At 60.8% G+C, this 23,890-nt stretch carries 24 protein-coding genes; 13 read left to right on the forward strand and 11 right to left on the reverse strand.

From position 1 onward, the window contains the following. Window positions 1-220 (reverse strand): hypothetical protein (locus tag VGI36_21115; protein ID HEY2487652.1); only part of this gene is annotated, 220 nt, incomplete at its 3' end. A 1,216-nt stretch (window positions 221-1,436) separates the two neighbouring features. Here VGI36_21115 and VGI36_21120 point away from each other — a divergent pair. After that, window positions 1,437-2,297 (forward strand): hypothetical protein, encoded by an 861-nt coding sequence (locus VGI36_21120; GenBank protein HEY2487653.1) that lies wholly within the window; start codon window positions 1,437-1,439, stop codon window positions 2,295-2,297. A 168-nt stretch (window positions 2,298-2,465) separates the two neighbouring features. Next, on the forward strand, window positions 2,466-4,460 hold the full coding sequence (locus VGI36_21125; protein ID HEY2487654.1) for an ATP-dependent helicase: 1,995 nt from the start codon (window positions 2,466-2,468) through the stop codon (window positions 4,458-4,460). 178 nt (window positions 4,461-4,638) lie between these two features. Here VGI36_21125 and VGI36_21130 read toward each other — a convergent pair whose 3' ends face one another. Together VGI36_21130 and VGI36_21135 are read right to left on the reverse strand one after the other, a co-directional pair. Continuing rightward, the gene (locus VGI36_21130; protein ID HEY2487655.1) at window positions 4,639-5,613 is read right to left on the reverse strand and encodes an amidohydrolase family protein; all 975 of its coding nucleotides are present in this window, start codon (window positions 5,611-5,613) and stop codon (window positions 4,639-4,641) included. 191 nt (window positions 5,614-5,804) lie between these two features. After that, window positions 5,805-6,002, reverse strand: coding sequence for a hypothetical protein (locus VGI36_21135; protein HEY2487656.1), 198 nt, complete (start codon window positions 6,000-6,002; stop codon window positions 5,805-5,807). A gap of 494 nt (window positions 6,003-6,496) precedes the next feature. On the opposite strand from VGI36_21135, the gene VGI36_21140 reads away from it, so the two are divergent. Together VGI36_21140 and VGI36_21145 are read left to right on the forward strand one after the other, a co-directional pair. Then, a complete protein-coding gene (locus tag VGI36_21140; protein ID HEY2487657.1) occupies window positions 6,497-7,249 on the forward strand; it encodes a FecR family protein in 753 nt (250 codons plus the stop codon). A 70-nt stretch (window positions 7,250-7,319) separates the two neighbouring features. Then, window positions 7,320-8,018 carry a hypothetical protein gene (locus VGI36_21145; GenBank protein ID HEY2487658.1) on the forward strand — a complete coding sequence of 233 codons (699 nt, stop codon included), beginning with the start codon at window positions 7,320-7,322 and terminating at the stop codon, window positions 8,016-8,018. 153 nt (window positions 8,019-8,171) lie between these two features. Here VGI36_21145 and VGI36_21150 read toward each other — a convergent pair whose 3' ends face one another. Continuing rightward, complete coding sequence (locus VGI36_21150; protein ID HEY2487659.1) at window positions 8,172-8,816, reverse strand: TetR/AcrR family transcriptional regulator; 645 nt, start codon at window positions 8,814-8,816, stop codon at window positions 8,172-8,174. A gap of 119 nt (window positions 8,817-8,935) precedes the next feature. On the opposite strand from VGI36_21150, the gene VGI36_21155 reads away from it, so the two are divergent. The 4 genes from VGI36_21155 (at window position 8,936) to VGI36_21170 (ending at window position 11,773) form a co-directional block, all read left to right on the forward strand. After that, window positions 8,936-9,694: an SDR family oxidoreductase gene (locus tag VGI36_21155; GenBank protein ID HEY2487660.1), complete on the forward strand. Its 759-nt coding sequence runs from the start codon at window positions 8,936-8,938 to the stop codon at window positions 9,692-9,694. 284 nt (window positions 9,695-9,978) lie between these two features. Further along, complete coding sequence (locus tag VGI36_21160; protein HEY2487661.1) at window positions 9,979-10,641, forward strand: TetR/AcrR family transcriptional regulator; 663 nt, start codon at window positions 9,979-9,981, stop codon at window positions 10,639-10,641. Beyond that, window positions 10,638-11,324, forward strand: coding sequence for a DJ-1/PfpI family protein (locus VGI36_21165; GenBank protein HEY2487662.1), 687 nt, complete (start codon window positions 10,638-10,640; stop codon window positions 11,322-11,324). The genes VGI36_21160 and VGI36_21165 overlap by 4 nt, the downstream gene beginning before the upstream one ends. Before the next feature lie 14 nt (window positions 11,325-11,338). Next, window positions 11,339-11,773, forward strand: a complete 435-nt coding sequence (locus VGI36_21170; GenBank protein HEY2487663.1) for a DUF6010 family protein — start codon at window positions 11,339-11,341, stop codon at window positions 11,771-11,773. Window positions 11,774-11,882: 109 nt separating this feature from the next. Here the strand turns inward: VGI36_21170 and VGI36_21175 are convergent, their stop codons facing one another. The 5 genes from VGI36_21175 to VGI36_21195 all read right to left on the reverse strand — a co-directional run bounded on the left by VGI36_21175 (window position 11,883) and on the right by VGI36_21195 (window position 17,098). Further along, window positions 11,883-14,249, reverse strand: coding sequence for a glycoside hydrolase family 31 protein (locus tag VGI36_21175; protein HEY2487664.1), 2,367 nt, complete (start codon window positions 14,247-14,249; stop codon window positions 11,883-11,885). A 185-nt stretch (window positions 14,250-14,434) separates the two neighbouring features. Continuing rightward, window positions 14,435-14,722 (reverse strand): DUF1330 domain-containing protein, encoded by a 288-nt coding sequence (locus tag VGI36_21180; GenBank protein HEY2487665.1) that lies wholly within the window; start codon window positions 14,720-14,722, stop codon window positions 14,435-14,437. A 174-nt stretch (window positions 14,723-14,896) separates the two neighbouring features. Then, window positions 14,897-15,514: a hypothetical protein gene (locus VGI36_21185; protein ID HEY2487666.1), complete on the reverse strand. Its 618-nt coding sequence runs from the start codon at window positions 15,512-15,514 to the stop codon at window positions 14,897-14,899. Continuing rightward, window positions 15,511-16,092 carry a hypothetical protein gene (locus VGI36_21190; GenBank protein ID HEY2487667.1) on the reverse strand — a complete coding sequence of 194 codons (582 nt, stop codon included), beginning with the start codon at window positions 16,090-16,092 and terminating at the stop codon, window positions 15,511-15,513. Before VGI36_21190 ends, VGI36_21185 begins: the two co-directional genes overlap by 4 nt. Next, window positions 16,076-17,098, reverse strand: a complete 1,023-nt coding sequence (locus tag VGI36_21195) for an LLM class flavin-dependent oxidoreductase (protein HEY2487668.1) — start codon at window positions 17,096-17,098, stop codon at window positions 16,076-16,078. The genes VGI36_21190 and VGI36_21195 overlap by 17 nt, the downstream gene beginning before the upstream one ends. Here VGI36_21195 and VGI36_21200 point away from each other — a divergent pair. Genes VGI36_21200 through VGI36_21215 form a run of 4 tightly spaced genes read left to right on the forward strand, consistent with a single transcriptional unit; the run spans window position 17,085 to window position 20,178 of the window. Then, window positions 17,085-17,858 (forward strand): MBL fold metallo-hydrolase, encoded by a 774-nt coding sequence (locus VGI36_21200; GenBank protein ID HEY2487669.1) that lies wholly within the window; start codon window positions 17,085-17,087, stop codon window positions 17,856-17,858. The genes VGI36_21195 and VGI36_21200 overlap by 14 nt on opposite strands. A 32-nt stretch (window positions 17,859-17,890) precedes the next feature. Then, window positions 17,891-18,664, forward strand: coding sequence for an enoyl-ACP reductase (locus VGI36_21205; protein HEY2487670.1), 774 nt, complete (start codon window positions 17,891-17,893; stop codon window positions 18,662-18,664). 37 nt (window positions 18,665-18,701) lie between these two features. Then, window positions 18,702-19,478, forward strand: coding sequence for a hydroxyacylglutathione hydrolase (gene gloB, locus VGI36_21210; GenBank protein HEY2487671.1), 777 nt, complete (start codon window positions 18,702-18,704; stop codon window positions 19,476-19,478). Between the two features lie 13 nt (window positions 19,479-19,491). Next, the gene (locus tag VGI36_21215) at window positions 19,492-20,178 is read left to right on the forward strand and encodes an amino acid racemase (GenBank protein HEY2487672.1); all 687 of its coding nucleotides are present in this window, start codon (window positions 19,492-19,494) and stop codon (window positions 20,176-20,178) included. A gap of 140 nt (window positions 20,179-20,318) precedes the next feature. On the opposite strand, the gene VGI36_21220 is transcribed toward VGI36_21215, so the two are convergent. Together VGI36_21220 and VGI36_21225 are read right to left on the reverse strand one after the other, a co-directional pair. After that, window positions 20,319-20,744: a CopD family protein gene (locus VGI36_21220; GenBank protein HEY2487673.1), complete on the reverse strand. Its 426-nt coding sequence runs from the start codon at window positions 20,742-20,744 to the stop codon at window positions 20,319-20,321. Then, entirely contained in the window at window positions 20,741-21,931 is a 1,191-nt protein-coding gene (locus VGI36_21225; GenBank protein HEY2487674.1) for an MFS transporter, read from the reverse strand. The genes VGI36_21220 and VGI36_21225 overlap by 4 nt, the downstream gene beginning before the upstream one ends. A gap of 99 nt (window positions 21,932-22,030) precedes the next feature. On the opposite strand from VGI36_21225, the gene VGI36_21230 reads away from it, so the two are divergent. Then, the gene (locus VGI36_21230; protein HEY2487675.1) at window positions 22,031-23,365 is read left to right on the forward strand and encodes an acetyl-CoA hydrolase/transferase C-terminal domain-containing protein; all 1,335 of its coding nucleotides are present in this window, start codon (window positions 22,031-22,033) and stop codon (window positions 23,363-23,365) included. Window positions 23,366-23,890 lie beyond the last annotated feature (525 nt).

Below are 23,890 nucleotides of genomic sequence, written 5' to 3' on the forward strand. Positions count from 1 at the left end.
ATGAGGTGTAGGTCTTGTCGCCGCACGCGTATTTGCTTGGTGAGCCGATGCTGATGAGCGTGCAGTCATGCACATCGGGCGGCGGTGCGTTCGCAGTGCCGTTCGACGCAGCGCTGGGGATGCTACTCGGAGCGGCCGCGCATCCAATGAGGGTGAATGCGAAGGCGCAACTGGCGATAATTTTCAAGGCGATGCTTTTGGCTAAGCGCGGTCTGTTCACTACGTTCTCCTTCAGGGCTATGCCAAGTAAGGCGATGAATTAACTCTGGAAATAAATGACAAGATTTCCTTATTAAAAGAACATATCCCAGGTTTGTCGATTAGATTACTAGACTAGACCAAATGACCGGGCAAACGAAGCCTGGTGTTCTTCTATTAGGGTCCGCAGGCGCTCTCCCGGTCCGATACCTGGGGCGTAAGAACACACCGCTGCGCGGACAGGCTGTGGACGGCTTATCTTCCCGCTTCTCTCCGAAGGACACCGGAGGCGGAAGACCTTCGACGTCTCGTCTGCCAAGTTGCTCAACATCTTTTACTCCGGGCATGTCCACGACCCGACGAATATCGACAACGGGACTCCCAGAGAATGCTAGCTGGAGCGACTTCGGAACGGTTGAGACATATCAGTCTCTCGACATGACCGTTTTGCCACGGAGCTTCCCCGGGCGATCCCCTCGCAGTCGGATTGGTCGTCAGGCTGACCCTGACCAGCCGCCGTCGCATGTGACCGAGAATCGCCAACCATAGAACAGCGTGAACCGGACGGCGCCCATCACAAATCGGCCGACGGACAGAATGCCCGCGCTATGGTTGCGCAGGAAGACCTTCCAGCCCTGCAAGGTCGGTCGACCCGCCGCCCATGTACTTGGCGACGGTAGACTAGGCAACCTCGGCCCCCAGCATCAACTACTCACCCTGGATCCTTGGTGCTCCCACAGAGGGTTCTGGCCGTTCATATGCCGGATCAGCGCTCGGAGTTCGTGATCGATCTGTCGTCGGCTGCCGCGCCGACGAGAGCTCCAGCGCCAGTAGGCTCGGAAAATGCGGCGGTGCCCGGGATTACGGTCTCCGGCTTGACCACCGCGATTGCGTTCCGAATCGAAGGGAAGAATCCGTGCCGCCAGACAGGAGCAGCCGATCGAGGTTTGGGAGCTTAACTCGCGCCAACGCGTTTTCGGCTCAGCATCAACTGCTGACGCAGAACCAGGTTTTCAGCTCGCTGTCTCCCCTGTGAACGCAGACGACGTCGGAAACTGAGCAGACTGTCGGTCAGACATGCGAGCATCGCGTTCCAGTATCATACCGTCACAGGGGTATTACACTTTCCGAAGCTACTGCAATCTCAGCCATAATACTTGTCATAATGCCATCTTGATGGCATATCTTCTCGCATTATGAAACCTGGACCTTCATGTTGCTGGATCTACTCGCTTGTTGTGGCCGCAGCGTTGGTTGCACCCCACTCAAGCGCGCTTGCGCAGTCATCCGGCGGAGGCCTGGGTGACATGATCGTGCAGTTTGTTGACGACTGGCAGGCGCGCGCGACGCGCATCCAGTCGGAGCAACCGCACTGGATTACGCCGCTGGTAACCGTGACCCCCCGCCTGGAACAAGAATACCGCTACGATCAATTCTGGCAGGCCAATCAGAATGGACTAGCGACCGACAACTTTGGCGGCAGCAAGGGACTGGAGCTCATTCCCTTTCAAAATACCGAGGTGATCCTCGGAATTCCCCCCTGGATCGCGCACAACGGCAGCATTCGATTGCCGACTAAGAAAAAATCCGTCGCCACCGACGGGTGGGGCGACCAAACCTTCCTGCTCAAATATCGGCTGCTGTCAGCGAACGAGGAGAATGGCAACTACATCGTGACCGCCTTTATGGGGTTCAGCGCCCCGACCGGCGATGACGGCAACAGCGCCGGGCACGGGTTGTTCACCCCCACCATCGCGGGAGGAAAAGGATTTGGTGATTTCAGCGTTCAATCCACGCTGGGAGTCACCTTTCCCAGCGGCGGCGTCGCCCGGCTCGGGTGGCCAATGGTGTGGAATACCGCGTTTCAATACCACATCTTCCGGTACTTTTGGCCTGAGGTGGAAACTAATTACACATGGTTCGCCAAGGGCGAACACACCGGTAAAAATCAGCTGTTCCTGACCCCGGCGCTGCTGCTGGGACGGTTTCCGATCCGCGGACGCCTGGGCCTGACCATTGGTGCTGGCTACCAGGTCGCGGTCACGAAATACCGCGCTTACAACAACGCTGTCATCTTGAGCCTTCGCATCCCATTTTGAGCTTTCCACGGGCGCGTTGTCCGTATCGAGCCTGACCGGCTTGACCGGCGAAAGGGTTTCGGCACGCAGCTCCTGAGTCAGCCTTTGGCCGGACGCAGCATCTCGACCAAAGGCGTATTTGCATCGACACCGCCGCCCTTCCGCCGTGATAGAATGCTTGCCGCTGTGGTGAACAAGGTTATCTACCTGCATGACAAGGCGTCGGCGGTCGAGGAGAGCAGGTTCAAGATCAAGTATCGCGAACTGCTGAACGAAGCACAGCTCGCCGCCGTCACGCATCGCCAGGGACCCTTGCTGGTAGTCGCGGGCGCGGGCTCGGGCAAGACCCGCACGCTCATCTACCGCGTCGCACGCCTCATCGAGAGCGGCGTCCCGCCCGGAGCAATCCTGCTTTTGACCTTCACGCGTCGTGCGGCACAAGAGATGCTCGATCGCGTCGAGCGGCTGGTCGGCAACGCGTCGCGCCAGGTCGCGGGCGGCACGTTTCACTCCTTTGCCAACAACGTCCTTCGCCGCCATGGGGGGCCGCTCGGCCTCAAGCCCAATTTCACCATTCTCGATCGCTCGGACATGGAAGACGTGCTGAACCTGCTGCGCGCCCGGATGGGACTCGCATCGCGCGAGCGGCGCTTTCCCAAGAAAGGAACGGTAGCTGAGGTTATTAGCATGGCGCGCAACAAGCGCCGCGACCTGCCCGAGGAAATCGAATTCGACTTTGCCCATCTCATCGAGCATCAGGCGGATATCGTAGAGCTTGCGGCGAAGTATAACTTGTACAAACGCGAGCGCGGGCTGCTCGACTACGATGATCTTCTGGATCGGCTCCTGGAGCTGCTGCAGCAATACGAGCGGGTGCGGGAGCGCCTGTCATCCGCCTACCGCTACATAATGATCGACGAGTACCAGGACACCAACCTGATCCAGGCCGAACTGGTGCGGCTGCTGGCCTGCTCCCACCAGAACGTGATGGCAGTGGGCGACGACGCGCAATCGATTTATTCGTTTCGCGGCGCCAACTTCCGCAACATCATGGATTTTCCCTCGATGTTCGAAGGGACCCGCGTCGTCAAGCTAGAAGAGAACTACCGCTCGCTGCAGGGGATTCTGGACGTCGCGAACGAAGTCATTTCACGGGCCGCTGAAAAATACACCAAGGCCCTATTTACCGGGCGGCGCGGAGAGTTCCGGCCCCTGCTGGTGCGCGCCCAGGACGAGCATATGCAATCGCGCTTCGTGGCCCAGCGAATCCTCGAGCTGCGCGAGGAAGGCGTGGAGCTGTCGGAAATCGCGGTGTTGTTCCGCTCGAGCTTTCATTCCTTCGACCTCGAGCTGGAACTGCAGCGGCGTGACATCCCGTTCATCAAGCGCGGCGGTTTCAAGTTCATCGAGACCGCGCACATCAAAGACACGCTCGCGCATCTGCGCATCGTAGCGAACCCTGCCGATGCGGTGTCATGGCTTCGCGCCCTGACGATCGTACCCGGGGTGGGACACCGGACTGCCGAACGTGCGATCGAAACGCTGGTCAGTGCAGAACGACCCGAGCAAGAGTTGGCGCGCTTCGGTCGCCAAGGGCCGGCGCGCGGGGGCGCCGGCTTCGGACGGCTGGCGGAATTGGTCGCCGCCTTGAGGGGAGAGGGCAAGCGTCCAGCGGAGCAGCTTGCGATGGTGCTCCAGTACTATCTGCCGTTGATGCGTGATGCATACCCTGACGACTACCCCAAGCGCGAGCGCGATCTCGAGCATTTTCAGAACATCACTCAGCGCTACCGAAGCCTGGAGCAGATGCTCTCCGACATGGCACTCGAGCCGCCGAGCGACTCGCTCGACGGGGTGCTGACGAGCGAAGAGGAAGAGGGATACGTCACGCTCAGCACCATCCATTCCGCCAAGGGTCTTGAATGGCGGGTGGTGTTTCTTATCTGGGCGGCCGACGGACGATTTCCCGGCCCGATGAGTGTGGGTGTGGAAGAAATCGAGGAGGAGCGACGCCTGATGTACGTGGCGGGTACCCGCGCCCGTGATGAGCTTTACCTGATCTATCCTATATACATGTTTGATCGCGTGAACGGCTTCAGCATGGGCCGCGCCTCCCGCTTCCTGGATGACCTGCCAGTGGAAATTCTACCGACCGCGACCCTGCAGGAATCGGACGACGGCTGACGCACCGGGTGGGACTTTTATCGGCAATTTCGCTCCGCCTGCTGGTCAACGGCACTGTGTGCTAGAAGGCAGGGTTCCACACACATTGTCAGGGCACCGCGCGAACTTCTAATCGCAGGTCCCGCGCCGTGACAGCCCTCTTTAAGCCCGAGTCTCTTGCGCTATTGACTTGGAAACTCTACAAGCGCAGCACGCGCTCAGCGTTAAGGTGACAGATCTTCTCTCGGTCCTGATCGGTTATCTGCAGATGGTTCAGCCAGTCGGCAGCGACGCGATTCGATTCGTAAGGCCAGTCGACCGAAAAGAGAATGTTATCCGCACCTAGCGCCATCAAGGTGCACAGGAAAGCGGGCATGAAGAAGTTGCCGCTCGTCGTGACCACCAGGTTTTCTCTCAGGTATTGCGCGGGCGCCTTCTTCAAACCCCGCCGTCTGGCGGCGAATTGAGTGTGGTCATTGAGGCGGTGAATCCAGAAGGGCAACCCTTCGCCGAGATGGCCCAAGATCATCCTGAGATCGGGATAAGCGTCGAACAACCCAGCGAATACCAACCTGATGAAATGGGTGCACGTATCCATCGCGAACCCCCACGCCGGCGTGGCGAGTTCGCCGTAGCCTTCAAAGTAGGCCTTGAACACGTCCGGATGCGGAATCGTGGGGTGCAGGTAAATTGGCACCTTTAAGGCTTGGGCGCATTCGAAGATTGCCCAGTACTTTTGATTGTCGAGAAACTCGCCCTGAACGTGACCATTGATCATGGCTCCCTTGAAGCCGAGCTGGTTAACGGCTCGTTCCAATTCTTTCGCTGCGGTAGCGGGAGTGGAGGTCGGCAGCGAAGCGAATCCTGCCAGGCGGCCGGGATGCGCTTGGATCGCCTCGGCGAGCCGGTCGTTGGCATCGGTGGCCATCGCAATCGCGGTCTCGCCCTCGAATCCTTCACAGCCAGGCATCGTCAGCGAGACGACCTGCACGTCGATCCCGTTCGCGTCCATCGCGGCCAGTCGCGTGTCCCCCAGGTTCAACAATTCAGCCGAGATGTCGTAGCCGAGATAGGCTCCTCGTTCGGCGAGGTTGTAGCCCGACACGTTGCCCCGCGGGAACATTTCCTGAAACATGGGGGTGGCGAAATGATCTTCGAGCGTAATTACCCTCACGACCAATTCTCCTATAGGTAGCTGCGATGTCCGAGTTGCGGTCCCTGGTTTGACCGTTGCTGATTATAGCTCGCTCCGAGCTTGACGTGGAGAAAGTCGGTGGGGCCGCGGTGCCGAGGGGCCAGGCGGTCCATTTTCAAGAGATAGCAGCCTAGATGAGGCATCGAAGATCGATTCCATGCTTCGTGCGCTTAGCGGTCCAGCAGGGAATTCCGGGTCAGCCCCAGCCTTCGCATGATCGTTTGAACCAACGGACGGAGTCCCGGTTTCGCGACCTCGAACTTCGCGTAGCCGGGAATCGGCTCGTCCAGATGCATTGGCAAGGACACTTCGCGCAGCACCGGCACCTTCTCGGGGATGGTTTCGCTGGCCGGCGCATCGCCCGCCAAGTGATCACCCGGGTTCCGACAGGCGCACCAAGGTGGGCAACATTTTTCCAATTTTCGTATAGGGGCTGTGCGTGCCTTTGAACAAGGTGTCGGTTTTGAACCTTTTGGAACCCGCGCGGATAAGATGTTCGTTATTGCCCAGCGGCGGCATCGCGTCGAGAGAAAAGCTGCGTAAGGTACGAAGCTGGTGTATTCTTCCGCGCTCGATACTATTGATCGATTCCCATGATCACTCGAAACCGCCAGCAGGGCGGAGCGATCACTTCTGGCCACTTCGTGCAGGTGGATCGAACGAGCCGGAGAATCTCTGGTACCAGCCCGCGGAAAATGAATGGAACAAGGAGAGTTTCGGATACAGAAAAAGGATTGTCTTGAACCCCAACTATGTAAAAGACATCAAAACTCGATCAGTCAGACTCGAAGGAAGCTTATGAGAAGCTGACGACCGATTGGGGTTGTGTATTATCATGCGATGCGTAACCACAGTGACCAAGATGTCGTCGACGAAGACGACGAGTGAAGAGTCTGAACCCTTCGGGCAGGTCGCAAAACTTTGTGCGAAGGCAGCTCTGAAGGCCTGGCTCACTCCGGAGCTGCGCAGATCGCGGAGTTTAGTATTCCTCGTCGGACTACTTTTGCTCGCGGTGTCGGTCGCAAACTCCGATGAACCGGTGGGCTCGATCCAAGAGCTCCGGGGCACCGCGCGGGTCTATCGCGCTGCAAAGGCGATCTCCGCAGCGGTCGGTATTTTCGTGATGCTCGGCGACAGGATAGAAACCCTCGCTGACAGTGAGCTGACACTGATCTTACGGGGTGGAACTCGGCTCACGCTAGGTGAGGAGAGCACGATGATCATCGACCGGCACCTCGTTAAAAATGAGACCCATATACAATCGACGGTTCGCCTCTTGCTCGGGAAATTGCGCTCGTGGGTAAACGATACGGGAGGGGGCGGAAGCGTGAATTTTGAAATACATACCCCCAACGGCGTGGCAGCCGCACGCGGGACCGACTTCGAGGTGAATTTTATCGAAGGCAAACCCTGTCCCGCCGACCCTAGCTGTCTGCGCTACACGACCGTCGGCGTGTACCAGGGCGTGGTAGTCGTTACTAACCCGACCAGCCCTGCCGGGTCGCTGCCGGTCACCGTCACGGCCGGTTATCAAACGACCATTCCGTGCGAGAGCCCGCCCACCCCGCCTTCACGTTGGGGCGCAGAAGAGCTAAGAGCGCCGGGCTATCATTGACCAGGCAGAATTGAAGATGCATCGCCGGAGTAGCTCAGGGTCCGCGAATTTGCGGCTTTGCGCGGTTGTTGTGCTGCTGGCGTTATGGCTCGGCAAGGCACATGCGGGGACGGACGGGGATTTTTTCACCCTGCAGCAACCCGGACACCTTGGGCTGACCATGTTCGCCAGCGGCTTCGGGTCGGATACTTATGCGACCACCGGGGCAGGATTCCAGCTCGAGCAGAGCGTTACCCGCTATGTGGGCCTGGTCGGTCGAGTATCTGCCTTTCAGGTCTATCAGGGAAAAGGATACAACAGCCCATTTGTGACGGAGTCGACCGGGGTGCGAACCTACGAACGGTTCGAAGGCGGAATCGACCTTACACCTGTTTCAGGGCTTTCGCTGGTCGTGTTGGGAGGACGCGACGTCGGCAACAGCAATGCGCCGGTCATCGAAGGGGATTTTTCCAGCTGGCTGTTTCCGTACAGTCCTTACCCCGTCAACTTGTCTTTCAGCTCGACCCATTTCTTCGAGAATGCGGTTACCAGCAACCAAATCGATGCGCGCGCGGTCGCGTACGGTACCGCTCGATGGCTCCTGCTGCTAGGTGGCGGAGGAGCGGTGTGGGGAGGGGGTACGGTGGGAAAGCCCAACGGACAGGGCGGACCCGACGTAGGTCTATTTCTGCGTGAACTCCACACCAGTATCGATCTGCAGAGCGGCTACGGCAGTTCACATCTATACGGTCTGGTGAGTGTCTCGGTCAGTTTCGGCTGGGACGAATGAAGAGTTCAGTTGGGACGAATGAAGAGACCTGAAACATTCGAGAACCCTGCCGTTCCCGAACCGAGATGCAGCGGTGGCCTTTGGTCCACGCCGTACTATCGGCAGGCGCTTGGTGGGAAACGCGGAGCAGTGCGCGTTGCACTGGGCTCAAACTCAATCAGAACCGCGGGGTGAAAGCGGTGTAGGCGAGCTCGCGCGATAGCGTAGACCGTCCACCAGCAGAGCAACCATGCGCCGCGGATGGGCGGGATTACCGTCATGAGCCGGCGCGCACAGGCTCGCGACGGCTCGCAACAGGTCGTTCGGTTCGATACCGGCGCGTACCTCGCCTGCTGCGGCCGCTGCTTCAAGCAAGGTCTTGAGCACGGGCCGGAGTCGCTTTTGGAAGTAGGCGGGCAAGGTCTCATACGCCGCGTTGCCCGAGTGGAGAGCCGTTGCAAGTCCGCGCTTGGCGGCGATGAAGTCCACGTAGCGCTGCATCCATCGCGCCAGCGCCTCGCCGGGATCATGCTCGGTCGCAAGCACCGTTGCGGCGTCTGCGCAGGCGTCGACCTCGCGGCGGAAGACGGCCACGATTAGGTCTGAGCGCTGCGGAAAGTGGCGATAAATAGTTCCAATGCCGACGCCCGCCTTTTCTGCAATTTCTCGCACCGGAGCATCCACTCCGGAGCTCGCAAACACTGCCATGGCCGCCTGAAGCAACGCATCGATATTCCGCTTCGCGTCGGCGCGCACGCGTCGATCCGTCCGTTCGCCAGGCTCCCAACCATCGGCCTGTTTGCCTGGTTTGCCTCCCATCATCCTGCCTCTTGCGAAGTGGAACAATGTTCCGTATACAATTGGAACATCGTTCCACTTACATTCTATCTAGCACAGCGGGGCAACTTCCGCCACGCATCGCAAAAAGGAGATAAATAATGCAGGACAAACCCGTCGCCCTGGTCACTGGGGCGAATCAAGGAATCGGTCTTCAAATCGCAAAAGATCTCGCGGCACACGCCTTCACCGTGCTGGTCGGCTCGCGCAATCTCGAGCGTGGCCAGGCTGCGGCCAAGACGATTGAGGGAGACGCCCACGTGCTCCAACTCGACGTGACGGATAAGGCTTCGATCGCCGCCGCGGCGCAGCGCGTGCGCAACGAGTTTGGTCGCCTCGACGTGCTGGTAAACAACGCAGCGATCTCCCATACAGGACGGATGGCGGGTATGTCCGTCGAGCAGTACGCCAAGTCGACCCGCCCAAGCAACGTGTCCCTCGATGAAGTGCGCGCGGTGTGGGAGACCAACGTGTTCGGCGTTCTCGCCGTTTACCAGGCGATGCTGCCGCTCCTGCGCGAGGCGCCCGCAGCCCGCATCGTCAACGTGTCGAGTGGCGTTGGCTCGTTGACAATGAACTCGGACCCGGCCTGCCCCTGGCGCCCGATCTTCGGGCCTGTCTACCCTGCGTCCAAAACAGCTCTCAACGCGATAACGCTCGCGATGGCGATCGAGCTCGAGCCCGCCGGTATCAAGGTCAACGCCGTCTCTCCGGGCTTCACCAAGACTAACCTCAACAACTATGCGGGCACCGAGACTGTCGAGGAGGGCGCCGCCGAAGCGGTACGCGTTGCGCTGCTTGGCCCGGACGGCCCGACGGGTACGTTCACTCACGCAAAATTCGGAAAGCTGCCGTGGTGAGGTAGTCGATAGCGCTCAGGCTCGATCAAAGCCAGAAGCGAGAGCGGCGGCGAGCGCCAGGCCTGATGGGAAGTTACGCGGGGGTGTCCACCAGACAACCTGTTCTGGGCCGCCCCCGGATCCGATTTTATTAACGCGTGGTCCTTAAGCGCCGCTAGTCGGCCGACTTGCGACTTTGTGGAGCCTGGAAGCAACCGATTCAGCCGCTTCGCGCAGCATGGAACTCTCCATCGGCGGCACGACCGGTCGTATTGACAAGTACGACCGGTCGTGCTGATATCTCAATGATGACCAATATCACCACCTCAACACGCCAACGAATCCTGCGTGAGGGGCTCGCCCTGATGAGCCAATCGGGTCTGAGCGGGGTCACGCTCGGCGTTCTGGCCGACCAGGTCGGCATGTCGAAAAGCGGGCTGTTCGCCCACTTCCGCTCAAAGGAAGACGTACAGATCGAGTTGTTGAATCACATGACCGAATTCGTAGCCGAACACGTGATCCGGCCGGCGATGGCGGTGCCCGAAGGGCTTCCACAACTGCGCGCGCTGGTGCGGAATTGGTTTGGATGGGCACAGCGGGCGGGGTTGCCAGGCGGTTGTCCGGTGGCTGCCGGTCTGTTCGAGTTCGACGACGTTGAGGGGCGGGTCAGGAACAAAATACTCGAGATGGAAGCCGCATGGCGCCACACGCTGGTGCGACTCGTTGAGCGGGCAGTTGAGCTAGGACACCTGCGGCGCGAGCTGGACGTTGATCAATTCGTGTGGGAACTGTGCGGCATTTATCTTGGTCATCATGCCGCGCATCGGTTTCTGCGATCCTCCGACGCCGATGCTCGCGCACAAACTGCCTTCCAGGCTCTCCTCGATCGCGCGATCCCGTCGAGTGCCGGGCGCCGCGCTTCCCAAAAGTCAACCCGATCTCGAAATGCAAGGAGAAGAACCGAGTGAACCCAACACAACCGCCTCTCGAAATTGGCATGTTGCTTTATCCGGGACTGACGCTGCTCGATCTGATTGGTCCGCAGACCGTGTTTTCGTGGTTCGCCAACACTCACCTGGTGTGGAAAACGATGGATCCCGTAGTCTCGGACACCGGAATCGGGATTCAGCCCACCCGTACATTCGAATCGTGCCCATCTAAACTTGATATCCTGTTTGTTCCGGGCGGCTTTGGTCAGCAGCAACTCATGGACGACGCGGAGGCGCTCGCCTTCCTCGCCGATCGCGCGGCTGAATCAAGGTACGTAACTTCCGTCTGCAGTGGTTCGCTTTTGCTTGGAGCGGCGGGGCTGCTGAAGGGGTACAAGGCCACATCTCATTGGGCGACCCGCGATGCCCTTAGTGCTTTTGGAGCGGAGCCGGTTGACGCGCGCGTGGTTGTGGACCGCAACCGGATTACCGGAGGCGGCGTCACCGCCGGCATCGACTTCGGTCTGGTCCTGCTCGCCAAACTCCGCGGAGACGAGGCGGCGAAGCTCACCCAATTGGCGATGGAATATGACCCGGAGCCTCCATTCTCGTCGGGAAGCCCCAAAACCGCTGAGTCCTCGACCATTCAGCAGGCGATGGCATTCATGGTGGCGCACGCGGAGAAACAGACCCAGCGCCGGCAACATGAAGTGGTGAGCTGAGGGACGATGCCTCTATGAACGTTCATCAAGTTCCTGCATTTCACGGGCTCGATGCGCTACCCCCGGTCATCATCGCCGGCGCGTACATTGTCGCGTCGTCGCTGATCCGGGAGCCGAGTCGCAGGAGTTTCAACGCGATCATGATCGCTGGGGCGGGTGCTGCCTATCTCGGCGGCGGATTCGGGGTCTGGGAGTTCGCGTTCACTGCGGTCGTAACGTTTTGTGCTTTTAAGGGTCTACAGTCTTACCGCTTCATCGCAGTGGGTTGGTTGTTGCACGCGGGGTGGGATGTGCTGCATCACTTTTACGGCAACCCGATTGTCCCGTTCGCGCCCACATCGTCGGCAGGATGTGCCATCACCGATGTAATCATCGCGATCTGGTTTTTCGCAGACGCACCATCCGTTTTCGACCTGATTCGGTTTTCCGGAGCAGCGGCAAAAGCATAACCGGTTGCCTTGTCGCCCGACTGGGCTGAGCGCCAAACTTTCGATCGCATCGTGAAGGCGACGATTCACACACCGTGCGATCATCAAGAGCTTCGCTCGGACGACCGCTTTAGGCGAGCCGACAAATTACAGTTCGCGATTCGGTGCGCGGCAGCAGCAGGCGTGGCAATCTGCCGCGACGCCGGGCAAGCCGGCCGGTCCGCGAGACCTGGACGCGAATGGTTTTTGCACTGCAGCTGACGTCGAAACGCCACTCGCAGAAAGAACCATCTTTGTACGCGTAGGACTCGCCGTCGTCCTCGAATGAGGTCGCAGTGAATGATCCGGTCCCAAGAGGTGGAAAGAGATAGAAGCCGCGCCGGTCGCCACGCGAATCAAAGCTCTGCCGCGCAACATTTGCTGCGACCAGGCTGCAGGCACGCGCCAAAAGTGGCGGGCGCTTGGGGCCCGCACTTAGCCTGACGGTCTGGCCGCCGGCGAGTCTTCTTCCGCTCCAGAAGTCATACCAGTCCACACCGTCTGGTAGGTAAACGAGGCGCGACCTTATGCCAGGCTCGACCGCCGGAGCGGCGAGCAGCGCGGTTCCCACCATCATTTGGTCGCTTTCGTTGTAGCATTGCAGATCGTGCGGGAAGTCATAGAACATCGGGCGGACCATCGGCTCGAAATTCCGGTGATACCGCCACAGCAGATCGTAGAAGTAGGGCAGCAGCCGGTAGCGGAACCTGATCAGATCGCGAATATGGTGCGTGATCTGCGGAAACATCCACGGCTCGTTCACCGTGCCGTCGTCGTTCCAGGAGTGGATAACGAAGCGAGGCATGAAAATTCCGAACTGAACCCAGCGCAGAAACAGCTCCGGGTCGGGCTTCGGTCCGGTGAAGCCTCCGACATCGTGCCCGATGTTGGACACTCCGCAGAGGGCGAGGCTCAAGCCCATGCGGAGGTTGTATTTGAGCGTCTCCCACGAAGTATAGTTGTCGCCCGACCAGGTCTGCGCGTAGCGTTGCACGCCGGCGCCGCCCGATCGCGTGACGACGAATGGGCGTTGCGACGGCGCTGACTCGCGTTGCGCATCGCGGGACGCGCGTGTCATCAACAGAGCCTGAAGCGGGCGTGCCTCGATTGCTGCGCGCCGGTGTCCGAACCCTTCTATCCGTGCCCGCGGCGACTTGATCTCATACTCGTTGTTATCGTTCCAGGTCGCCGCGATGCCCAGCTCGAGCAGCTGCGTCTTGACCTGCTCTTTCCACCACCTGATAGTTCGCCGACTGGTGAAATCCAGATAGGCTCCCTCCCCGCCCCAGACCTGAACCCAAGCGGGCGTCCCGTCTGTTTCGCGAATCAGCAGCCCGAGCCGCCGTGCCTCCTTGATCCGCGGATGGTCTCGTAACAGCCACGGCTTGAGGTTCGCGCACAGTCGCACACCCTTGTGCAGGAATGCCGACGAAAGCCGGCGCGGGTCAGGGAACTTGCCGTGGTTCCAGTGAAAGAGGTATCGCCTACCGCCGACCGATGTGTAACCGGAGGAGAGATGAAACGAGTCGCACGGCACGCCGTGCCGTTCGCAACGTGCCAGAAACTTGTACATCTGCTCCTGCGCGTCCGGGGCCTCCGTATAGCTCATGCCGGAAGCGGAATAGCCAAGGCTCCATTTGGGCAACAACGCCGGCCGTCCGGTGAGCCAGGTGAAGCGGCGGACTACTTCCGCCACACTCGGCCCGGCGATCACGTAGTAGTCGAGAATCCCATGGTCGGCGATAAAACTCCTAAAGAGGCCGTGATACGCGGAGCGCTCACAGCCGAAGTCGAACGTGCAGTCCGAGAAAGTGTCATAAAAGATGCCGAACGCGAGATTCGTGCTGGGCCGCCACGTGACGTAAAACGGCAGGTGCTTGTAGAGTGGGTCGGACGACTTCGCATCGTAGCCAAGCGCATCGGTAGCGCTCAGAACCAGCCGCCGTCCCGTCAGATCGAGGTCACCGCTGTGCTCGCCCAGGCCGAAATACTTCTCGGCCGGATCACGCGCCAGGTAGTGGTAGACGCGATCGTCCCACCAGCCGAAGTTGTAAGCCTGTGTCGGTCGGTCGCGTGCCGCGTCAAGCCATCGCCGGCCACCGGCGCGCATTTCCCACGTGCAGAGAAATCCGGTTCGTTCGACCGTCAGACGAATCCGCTTGGTCGCAACATCGAAGCGGTCGGCGGTTTCATGGTACAAAAATCTTGGTGTCGAGAAGCCGGTTAGGTCGCTGCGCCTGCGTCCTGCAATTGGTCCGTCGTCCGCGCCGGGCGCTACTGCCCAGGTCCTCGGGAGATCGCGCCGCCCTGGAGATATGACGAGGACGCGGAGGATGTCTTCCTCGAGAACAAACAGATGAGCGGTCGCACCGGAGCTGGCTCGCAAGACCAGATGGCCTCGACTCTCGCGCTCCAGCGAAAAACGCGGCGGCCGGATCGGCGACACGCGCACATTCATAGCGCTTTGCTTCACGCCGATGGCACCGAAATTCCCCCCCAAAACCGGTGAGCCAAAAAGCCCGCCTCAAAGTTCTGAGTCGTTGGGTAGAATCTACGCCGGCGCTGGCACTTTGGGCGCGCCGCTATTTGTATGAAATGGGGAGGAGCCGACGACCCGGCGGCACGCTCGACTCCCCGACAGCTTCATACTCCCTGGACGATGAAGGCCCGGTAGCTGGCGCCTTTGAAGCGATGCTCGCGTGCCTCGCGGTAGGCGGGGCTGTCGTACCATGCCTTGGCTGCCTCAAAGGTCGGAAACTCGAGCACCACTGCTCCTTCGATTTGAGGACCCTCCAGCACCTCGTGCCGGCCATATGCAGCTCGCGGCGTGACCGGATGGCCCGCCAGGGTTGCGGGTGCGACTTTGGAATAGGTCTCAAGCTCTTTGGGATCGCGCGTGCTGTCGCGAATGAAAATTGCGTAAGCTGGCATATTTTTTTCCTCCTTATGATGGCCTCATCCCGTCAGGCTCATGCCCCCAACGGCATGTACGCTCAAGCGGTAGCGAAGCTCGAATGCCTCGCGTCTGTCAATCGTTCCTGGTCACGAGGTGAATCGCGCACCCGTGAAATCGCAGACGTGCTCACGCGAAGCTCTTAAAATCCGCTAGCCGGCCGATTTCGCGACCTCGAACTTCGCGTAGCCTGGAACCGGTTCGTTCAGGTGCATCGGCAGGGAGACTTCGCGCAGCACCGGAACCTTCTCCGTAACAGTTCCGCTCGCGGGTGCGTCGCGTGGCACCGTGATCACCCGGGTTCCGACGAAGCGCACCACGGTAGGCAGCATCTTGCCCATCTCCGTGTAGCGGGTGTGGGTGCCCTCGAACAGGGCATCGCTTTTGAACAGTTTCGATCCCGCCCGGATCAGATATTCGTTATTGCTCAGCGGTCGCACCGCCACAGATTCACTCATCACATAGATATGGCCCACCGTGGGACGCAGAAAACCCGGGTACAGCGGATTAATTCCTAGCCAGAAGGGGAGGATGATGTGGCGCTCGGGCGCCCAGTCGCTGAGCCGCACATGCGCCTGGCGATCATCATTGGTGAGCGTGAAGTCGCGCCCCTCGAAGTCGCGCAGGATGTCGCGGCTCAATTGATCCTGTGGCGGGGTGCTGATTTCGCCGGTCGGACCGAAGTCTAGCGCACTGTTCGGGTTGCACGCCGCCGCCCAGATGCCCAGGAGTAGCGCAAGCCCGATGCCCATGGCGGTCGCGAGTTTCATTCAACTCGATAGCGCGCATAGCTGCTCGGAATTCCACCGCCCAGCGTCCATTTCATCGGCGAGGAGACCTCGCGCACCACCGGAATTTCCACCCGTTTGCCGTCCGCTCGCGTGAAAGGTCGCTTGCCAATGTATTGCACGATAATCGGGAGTAGTTTGCCGCTCGTGAGATAATGCGTGCGCCCGGTCTGCAGGACGGTTTCCTGCTTGATGAGTGAGCTGCCCGCCTCGATCATCCATTCGCCGGGCGCATCGAGCGGTTTTCCGAGCTGCGCCTCGCTCACCACGTAGTAATCGCCTTCTTTGGGTTGCTCCACCCCGGGGACCAAGATGTTGATGCCGAACCAGAACGGCAGCTTAAGCCAACGATCCTTGTCCCAGCCGGGCGGCCGCACTTCTGCGACAGTGTTGTCGGTGCCGAGCACGAACGGCTTGCCGCGAAAATTCTCCTCTACCGCCTCGGCGCTGGCGTAAACCGACGGGCGCGCAGGCGGCGGGGCTTTGGAGCATCCCGCAAACACCGCGAGCGCCGCAATTGCAACTGCCGAGACACGTACGCGCTCAGGCGCTGCGCGCATAGTGCGAGGCGATTTCCCGGCCGACCAGCTCGATCTGCCGGGGCCACGCCTGCGGGTCTGCAATCGGCCACAGCACGAACTTGTCGAGACCCAGCGCGACGTACTCGCTGAGCCGCCCGATCACGTCCTCGGGCGAACCAAACACGCTGCGTTCCAGGAATTGTTCGGCGCCCCGGCCGAGCGCGGAGATCATCGGGCGCATCTCATCGAGCGCCTTCTCACGCGATCCGGCAATCCGGCAGAGCAGAATCAGTCCCGCTTCGATGCGCGCATTCGCGCGACCGTACTCGGCGGCGTAGTTACGAATCTTCTCCATATTGGCGCCGAACTCTGCAGGGGTCTGAAACGAGGCGAAGTAGCCGTCCGCCAGACGGGCAGTACGCTTCAGGACCGCATCGGAGCGCCCGCCCACCCAGATGTCCATCGTGCCGCTGTCGTTGTTGCCGCGTGCGACCGGGCGCGGCTCGATACTCACGTTGTCGAAGTTGAAGAAGCGCCCGTGATAGCTCGCCTTCGGCTTGGTCCACACCTCGCGCAGGATTTCGATTCCTTCATCGAGCCGCCGCCCTCGCGATTCGGTCGAAATGCCGCACGCCGCATAGTCTGCGAGATTCGCGCCCGTGCCCACCGCCATTACCATCCGGCCGCCGGACAGGTAGTCGAGCGAGGCGAATGCCTTGGCCACCAGCAGCGGATGCCTGAGGTTCAGCAACAGGACGCTCGGTCCGAGCTTCATCTTGGTGGTGCGCGATGCCAGCAGCGAGAGGGTTGCGACCACGTCGAGTTCGGGCGAAGGTGCAAGCAGGTGATCCGAGAGCCAGAACGAATCGAGCCCCCAGTCCTCGGCGCGCTCTGCGACCCGCGCGATCGTTTCCGCCGATGGCATCCCGAGCCGCCACAGGCCGAACCCGGCTCCGATCTTGATCTGCTTCATGATGAGCCCATTGCGAATTGCGCCGACCTGCGATGATATTAGCATGAGCGCCGCCTGAATGAATTCGAGCAACGCGTCATCCGGTTCCAAGCCGATGAACGTGACCGTACTCGGGTCCGGGGACGCGTTCGCGACCGCCGGGCGTTCCCAATCTGGTTATCTGGTTCGAGTCGGTGGCACCTGCGTCCTGATGGATGCGGGACCCGATCTCCTCGGCTCCATGAAGCGCAAGAAGCTCGCCCCTGCCGACCTCGACGTGATCGCCATCAGTCATCTGCACGGCGATCACTACGGCGGTATCCCGTTCCTGATGCTCGAGTACCTGTACGAAAGCCGGCCGGACCGCATTATCCACTTCGTCGGCCCACGCAACCTCGAGAGCCGCTGCTGGCGGATGATGAAGCTCGCCTACCCGCGCTTCAATGTCGGGGTAATCCGGCCCTGGCTCCGTTTCATAGAGATTGAACCACACCAAGAAGTCAGGGCAGGGCGGGCTCGGATCAGTGCAATTCGCAGTCCCCACATGGAGACCGATATTTCTCTCTCGCTTAAGTTGAGGATCGCGGGCCGGACGATTGTCTACTCGGGCGACTCGGGGTGGAACGAAGAGCTGGTGTCGTTTGCGGAGGGCGCCGATCTGTTTATTTGCGAATGCACGTACTACGAGAGCTCGCAGCTGACTTTTCATATGAACTATCCGCAGCTGGCAGCTAACCGCAGCCGTTTCAAGGTCAAGCGCATGCTGCTGAGCCATCTGGGCCGTGAGGTGCTGGCACATAAGCGCAACCTGAAGATGAAACTTGCGTTCGATGGCCTGAAAATCAAACTCTGAACCTGCCTAGAGGTGACCGAAGGACAGCGACTATGGGAATTGCACAGGGACAACGCGCGCTGGTAGTGGGCGTCGCCAACGAAAAGAGCCTGGCGTGGGCCATCGCACAGCAGCTTCACGCCGCCGGCGCCGAGATCGCTTTGACCTACCAGGGCGAGGTGCTCGAAAAGCGGGTGCGGCCACTCGCGGCGCAAATCGAGGCCACCGTGATCGGCGAACTCGACGTAACCAACGACGATCAGATCGCGGCGACCTTTGGCGCGCTCAAGGCACAGTGGGGCGGAATCGATATGCTGGTGCACGCGGTAGCTTTCGCCGAGCGCGAAGACCTGCGCGACCGCTTCCTCAACGTGAGCCGCCGCAATTTCGCCCGCTCGATGGAAATCAGCGCCTATTCGCTCGTCGCGCTGGCGCGCGCCGCGGAACCATTGATGGAAGCTCGGGGCGGAGGGTCGATCGTCACGCTCACCTATCTCGGTGCGGTGCGCGCCATTCCCAATTACAATGTGATGGGAGTGGCGAAAGCCGCACTGGAAGCCTGTGTGCGCTACCTGTCAATTGACCTGGGATCGAAAAACATTCGCGTGAACGCAATCAGTGCGGGTCCCGCGCGGACCCTGTCCTCGTCCGCGATCAGCGGGTTTCACACCATGGTCCATGAAGTCGCGCAACGCTCGCCCCTGCGCAGGGGAATGGAGATCGATGAGCCGGCCAAAATGGCGGTGGCCCTGCTCAGCAACCTGGCCAGCGGCGTCACGGGGCAGACGATTTACGTTGACGTGGGCTACAATATCGTCGGACTCTGAACCCGCGCACCCGCGCGGCCCGCGGAGGAACTCAGCGATGGGAATTTTCATTGTGCCGCAGCTTTCGGACAATTTTGCCTATCTGGTGGTTGACGATTCGAGCAACGAAGCCGCGATCGTCGATTGCGCCGAGGCCGACAAGGTCATCGCCGCGGCTCGCGCGCACGGCGTCAAATTGACCTCGGTTCTCACCACCCACTGGCATCCGGATCACAGCGGCGGCAATCAAGACATCGCCGCCAAGATTCCCGGCATCCACATCTACGGCGCCCGCGCCGAGGGCGGCCGGATTCCCGCGCTGACCAATCCGTTGGACGACGGCGGCTCGGTTAGGATTGGCAAGCTCGAAGGACGCGTCATCGGCATCCCGGCGCATACCAACGGCCACGTCGCCTATCATTTTCCCGCGCTCAACGCGGTATTTACCGGCGACACGATGTTCATCGGGGGATGCGGGCGCGTCTTCGAGGGCAAAGCCGCCACCATGGTCGAGTCGCTCGCGCGCCTCGCGGCGCTACCGGACTCTACCGCCGTCTACTGCGGCCACGAGTACACCGAAAAGAACCTGCGCTTCGCGCTCACGCTGGAACCGAACAACCAGGCGCTTAGGGCGAAGCATGACGCGGCGGTGAAGGCGCGCGCCGCCGGCAAATGGACGGTCCCATCGACGATCGGCGATGAAAAGCAGATCAATCCGTTCCTACGCACGGACAGCGCCGAGTTGCGCGGGAGTCTCAAGAAGATCGATCCATCGCTGAGTGACGATCGAGTGGCGCTGTTCGCCAAGGCGCGCGAGCTGAAGGACCGCTACTAACCAGCGATGCCGGATGCCTAAGCACATCGGAATCGTCGCGGTCAGCGCCGAGGGCGCCGCCCTGTGCTACCGAACGATCTGCGCCGAGGGCGCCGCGATTTTCGGCCGCCACAATCATCCCGAAGTGACCATGCATACGGTTGCGCTGGCTACGCACATGGAGCATATCGGCGCGGGGCGCTGGGAGGATGAAGCACGACTACTGCTGGAATCCGCGCACAAGGTGGCGGCGGCAGGCGCCGACTTTCTGATTTGTCCCGACAACACCGCGCATCAGGCGGTGGATCTGATTCGCCAGCGGGCTCCGATACCGTGGCTGCATATCGCCGAGGAAGTGGCCGCGGTCGCCCGCGAGCGCGGCTACCGGACGGTGGGCGTGTTGGGAACGCGCTACCTGATGGAAGGACCCGTGTATCCGAAGCGGTTGTATGACCGCGGCTTAGGCCACATGATTCCTGACTCGGATGATCGGGAACGAATCAACCAGATCATTTTTGACGAGCTGGTTTATGGTCGCCTGGAGGATCGCGCGCGGGCGGAGTTCGTGAGAATCATCGGGAAGCTCAAACAACAAGGTTGCGACGTGGTGGCACTCTCGTGCACGGAAATTCCACTGCTGATCGACGATCGGGACTCTCCGCTGCCAACCCTGGACTCCACCCGAATTCTGGCGCGCGCCGCCCTGCGCGCAGCGAAATAATCGGAAAAAACGCGCACGGAGCACTCCCCCCGGATCGACGCGCGGCCCCTTTCCGCGTCACCTCCCGGGCGGATAAAGAACAAGGCGCTTTCCGTGGCGGAACGTCCCTGCGCGCGTCACGAGTCAGTTTGAGCCCCAGCTCAGAAGGGCTGGAGGATCGCCAGCAGCAGGATCGCCAAGACCAGCAAACTCAAAATCCCGTGCGCCATCCGGAACTCGGCCCCCGATGATTCGCCGGGATTCTCCTCCAGATGCCGAATCCGGCGATACAGACGCCACTGGTAGAACAGGATGCCCACAACCAGCAGCAGCTTCAGATGCAGCCATCCGCGATGCAGCACTTCCGGCTGCAGCGCGATGATAATGACGCCGAGGAAGATGGTGATGATCGCGCCGACGTTAACCGCACCCCTGTAGGTGCTGCGGACGGTGCCCAGCAAACGCTCGCGCGGTAGCCCGACCTCCTCCGGAACACGTGCGAGCACGCTGGTCAGCGTGAGCAGCCCGCCGATCCAAATGATCACTGCCAGGAGATGAAAGGCGACTACCGTTCCATAAAGGGTCAATTCGTTCTCTCCGGCTCGGCTCCGCGCGCGAGCGCTAGGGCGGCGGCGGCCACGACCGCACCACCCACGTACGGCGCGGCCGGTCCCATCATTCCATAAATCGACGCGCCTGCAATCGGACCGAAGATGCGAGCCAGCGACATCGCCGACTGATTCACGCCCAGAACCTCGCCCTGCCGATGCTGTCCGGTGCGACGCGAAATCAGGCTGGCGATCGAGGGGCTCGCCAGTCCGTATCCGACCGACACGAGCCCGAGCAAAACCAGGAGCGCATGCAGATTGCTGAGCATCCCCATGGGGAACATCCCAATCGCGAGCGCGACCAATCCCGCCGTCACCAGCGTCATTTCGCCCAGCCGCGCGACAATTTTTCCGAGCAGCCACCCCTGTGCGACTGCCTGCGTGAGGCCTGCGTACCCGAGCAGCAGGCCCAGAGCCGCGGGACCGTACCCATACAAGAGTGGAACCATCAGGGTAAACGTCGCTTCGAGGGCGGACAGCGCGAAGGTGAGCAAGAACGCGATACCGAAAAGCCGTGCCAGGTGATGCCCGAACAATTGGCGGGGCAGTGACAACAGCGGGTCGGCCAGGGTCGCCAAGGAAAGCGGCGCGTCGGATTGCGGCGCATGCGATTCGGGCAGGCGTTGCCAGGCGAAGATCAGGTTGGCGAAGGTGAGCACGCTTGCGAAGAACACCGGAACCTTCAGGCTCGAGTGGCCAAGCAAGCCTCCCAGCGCGGGTCCCAGTACGAACCCCAATCCGAACGCCGCGCCGATCAGTCCCATTCCGCGGGCGCGTCCTTCAGCGCTGGTGGTGTCGGCGATGTACGCCTGCGCGGTGGGAACGGTCGCCGCGCAGGCGCCATGCAGCGCGCGCGAGAGCAGCAGCAGCGTGAACGAATTTGCGCAACCGTAGATCAAGTAGCTGAGCGAAGAGCCGAGTAACCCGACCATGATAATCGGGCGGCGTCCGAAGCGATCGGAAAGACGCCCGAGGACCGGCGCAAACAACAGCTGCGCGAGCGAGTAGATCGCGAGGATCCAGCCGATGCCGAAGGCGCTGACCCCGAGCCGCTCGGCGAACATCGGCAGAAACGGGATAACAATTCCAAAACCAAGCAGATCGACGAACACCGTCAGGAACAGAATCGTTTGTGAAGCGCGATCGATGGCGGGTGCAGGTTCCACTTGCCTGGCTGGCTGAATAGTTGGCATTGATGAATAATTCGCGCGAAGAAGAAAATCCCAAGCTGCATGCGCAGTCAAGCTCAAGCAAAAAGGAACTCGATGTCCAGGTCATTTCAGGCAGAACTAAAACGCAAGACCATCGGCGCGGAACAAGCCGCCGCGGAGATCAAGTCGGGAGATTGGATCGACTACGGGTTCGGATTGGGACAGCCCGAAGTCCTCGATCGCGCGCTGGCCGCGCGCGTGTCGCAGCTGGATCGTGTCAAACTTCGCGGATGTCTGGCGATATCGCCGCGCGCGGTGGTCGAGGCCGACCCCGAAGCGCGCCATGTTACCTACTACTCGTGGTACTTTTCCGGGCTCGAAAGAAAGATGCACGACCGCGATTTGTGCAGCCACATTCCGATGAACTTCGGTGAGGCACCCGATTACTATCGCCGCTTCGTCGATGTCGATGTGGCGATCCTGCGCTGCGCACCGATGGACGAGCACGGATTTTTCAATTTCGGTCCCTCGGTCACCTATGAAAAGGCGATTACCGAGAAAGCCAGGAAGGTGATCGTCGAAACCGACGCCAGCATGCCCTACGTGTTCGGCGTCGAATGCGGCGTGCACATCGACGATGTCGATTGGGTAGTCGACGGCGGCGCCAGCAAGCTGCCGGAACTCAAAAACCCCGCGGCGGGGCCCGTCGATCGCAAGGTGGCCGAGTTGATCGCGCCGGAGATCGTGGACGGCGCCTGCGTGCAGATCGGCATCGGCGCGATGCCCAACGCGGTCTGCGAGTTGCTGGCAGAATCATCGATCAAGGAGCTGGGCGTGCACACGGAGATGTTCGTGGATTCGCTGGTCACCCTGCACGAAGCCGGCAAGGTCACCGGCGCGCATAAGGCGTTCAACCAGTACCAGATGACCTACTGCTTCGCCGCCGGCTCGGCGCAGATGTACGAATTCTTAAACCGCAATTCGGCGTGCTTCGCCGGCCCGGTCGACTACACCAACCTGCCCCATCGCATCATGCAGAACGACAAGGCGGTCGCTATTTGCAACGCGGCGCAGATCGATCTGAGCGGACAAGCGTGCTCCGAAACCGCCGGCATGCGGCAAATCAGCGGCACCGGCGGCCAACTGCAATTTATCCGCGGCGCGTATGCATCACGCGGGGGCAAGGCGATTCTGTGCCTGGCTTCGACCTACGAGCGCGAGGGTCGTCGCGCAAGCCGCATCGTGGCGCGCATCGACGAGTGCAATGTCGTCACCACCCCTCGCACCGACGTCATGTACGTGGTCACCGAGTACGGGATCGTCAATTTGAAGGGCAAATCAGTTCCGGAGCGCGCGCGTGCGCTGATCGATCTGGCGCATCCGGATTTTCGCGAAGATTTGGAACGTCAGGCGCGCGCGTATCGTCTGATCGGGAAGACCATCTTTTAGCGAGCGCGAACCGATTCAGCAGCAGGCGGCCACGTCGCGCGGCTGAGGAGCGAAGCACCGCGGAGCTGTTCGATCTCGGCCCGGGTCACCGGTTGATACTGTACGACGATCGCCCCCCGCATCTCCATCGCCGCGCGCGGCAGCCGTCGCGGCTTCCGCATTACCGTCGCCAGCCCGGCGCACGCTCGAGCGCGGTGCGGAACTGCAAGCCGCCGCCGACCTCGACGAGATGGACTCCTCGCCCCTGACAGCGCTCCCGCAATGTCGCCAGCACCTCCTAGACCCCGTACGGCATCGGCATCAGCCTCGACAGCGCCCCCGCCGCAACCGGCTCGGCACCTACGCGGCGAACAGCGTGCTCGAACGCATCCGTCCATGCCCGCAGACTGCCCCCCTCGCCGAAGTCGGCGGCCAGGCAACTTACCGGTCAGTTTCGGCTTGAGTGCAATTCGTAAGGCCAAACTGTAATCGGAAAGCAAGAACGACAACGGGCGTTTAGGCTCCCTTTCCGGGCGCCTCGGCTGC

This window comes from Candidatus Binataceae bacterium (genome assembly GCA_036495685.1).
GTDB lineage: Bacteria > Desulfobacterota > Binatia > Binatales > Binataceae > JAFAHS01.

Coding starts and splice junctions, on each gene's coding strand:
- VGI36_21140 (HEY2487657.1), top strand. CDS start 6,497: ATGTCGTCGACGAAGACGACGAGTGAAGAGTCTGAACCCTTCGGGCAG.
- VGI36_21150 (HEY2487659.1), bottom strand. CDS start 8,816: ATGGGAGGCAAACCAGGCAAACAGGCCGATGGTTGGGAGCCTGGCGAA.
- VGI36_21155 (HEY2487660.1), top strand. CDS start 8,936: ATGCAGGACAAACCCGTCGCCCTGGTCACTGGGGCGAATCAAGGAATC.
- VGI36_21160 (HEY2487661.1), top strand. CDS start 9,979: ATGATGACCAATATCACCACCTCAACACGCCAACGAATCCTGCGTGAG.
- VGI36_21170 (HEY2487663.1), top strand. CDS start 11,339: ATGAACGTTCATCAAGTTCCTGCATTTCACGGGCTCGATGCGCTACCC.
- VGI36_21175 (HEY2487664.1), bottom strand. CDS start 14,249: ATGAATGTGCGCGTGTCGCCGATCCGGCCGCCGCGTTTTTCGCTGGAG.
- VGI36_21180 (HEY2487665.1), bottom strand. CDS start 14,722: ATGCCAGCTTACGCAATTTTCATTCGCGACAGCACGCGCGATCCCAAA.
- VGI36_21185 (HEY2487666.1), bottom strand. CDS start 15,514: ATGAAACTCGCGACCGCCATGGGCATCGGGCTTGCGCTACTCCTGGGC.
- VGI36_21190 (HEY2487667.1), bottom strand. CDS start 16,092: ATGCGCGCAGCGCCTGAGCGCGTACGTGTCTCGGCAGTTGCAATTGCG.
- VGI36_21200 (HEY2487669.1), top strand. CDS start 17,085: ATGAATTCGAGCAACGCGTCATCCGGTTCCAAGCCGATGAACGTGACC.
- VGI36_21205 (HEY2487670.1), top strand. CDS start 17,891: ATGGGAATTGCACAGGGACAACGCGCGCTGGTAGTGGGCGTCGCCAAC.
- gloB (HEY2487671.1), top strand. CDS start 18,702: ATGGGAATTTTCATTGTGCCGCAGCTTTCGGACAATTTTGCCTATCTG.
- VGI36_21215 (HEY2487672.1), top strand. CDS start 19,492: ATGCCTAAGCACATCGGAATCGTCGCGGTCAGCGCCGAGGGCGCCGCC.
- VGI36_21230 (HEY2487675.1), top strand. CDS start 22,031: ATGTCCAGGTCATTTCAGGCAGAACTAAAACGCAAGACCATCGGCGCG.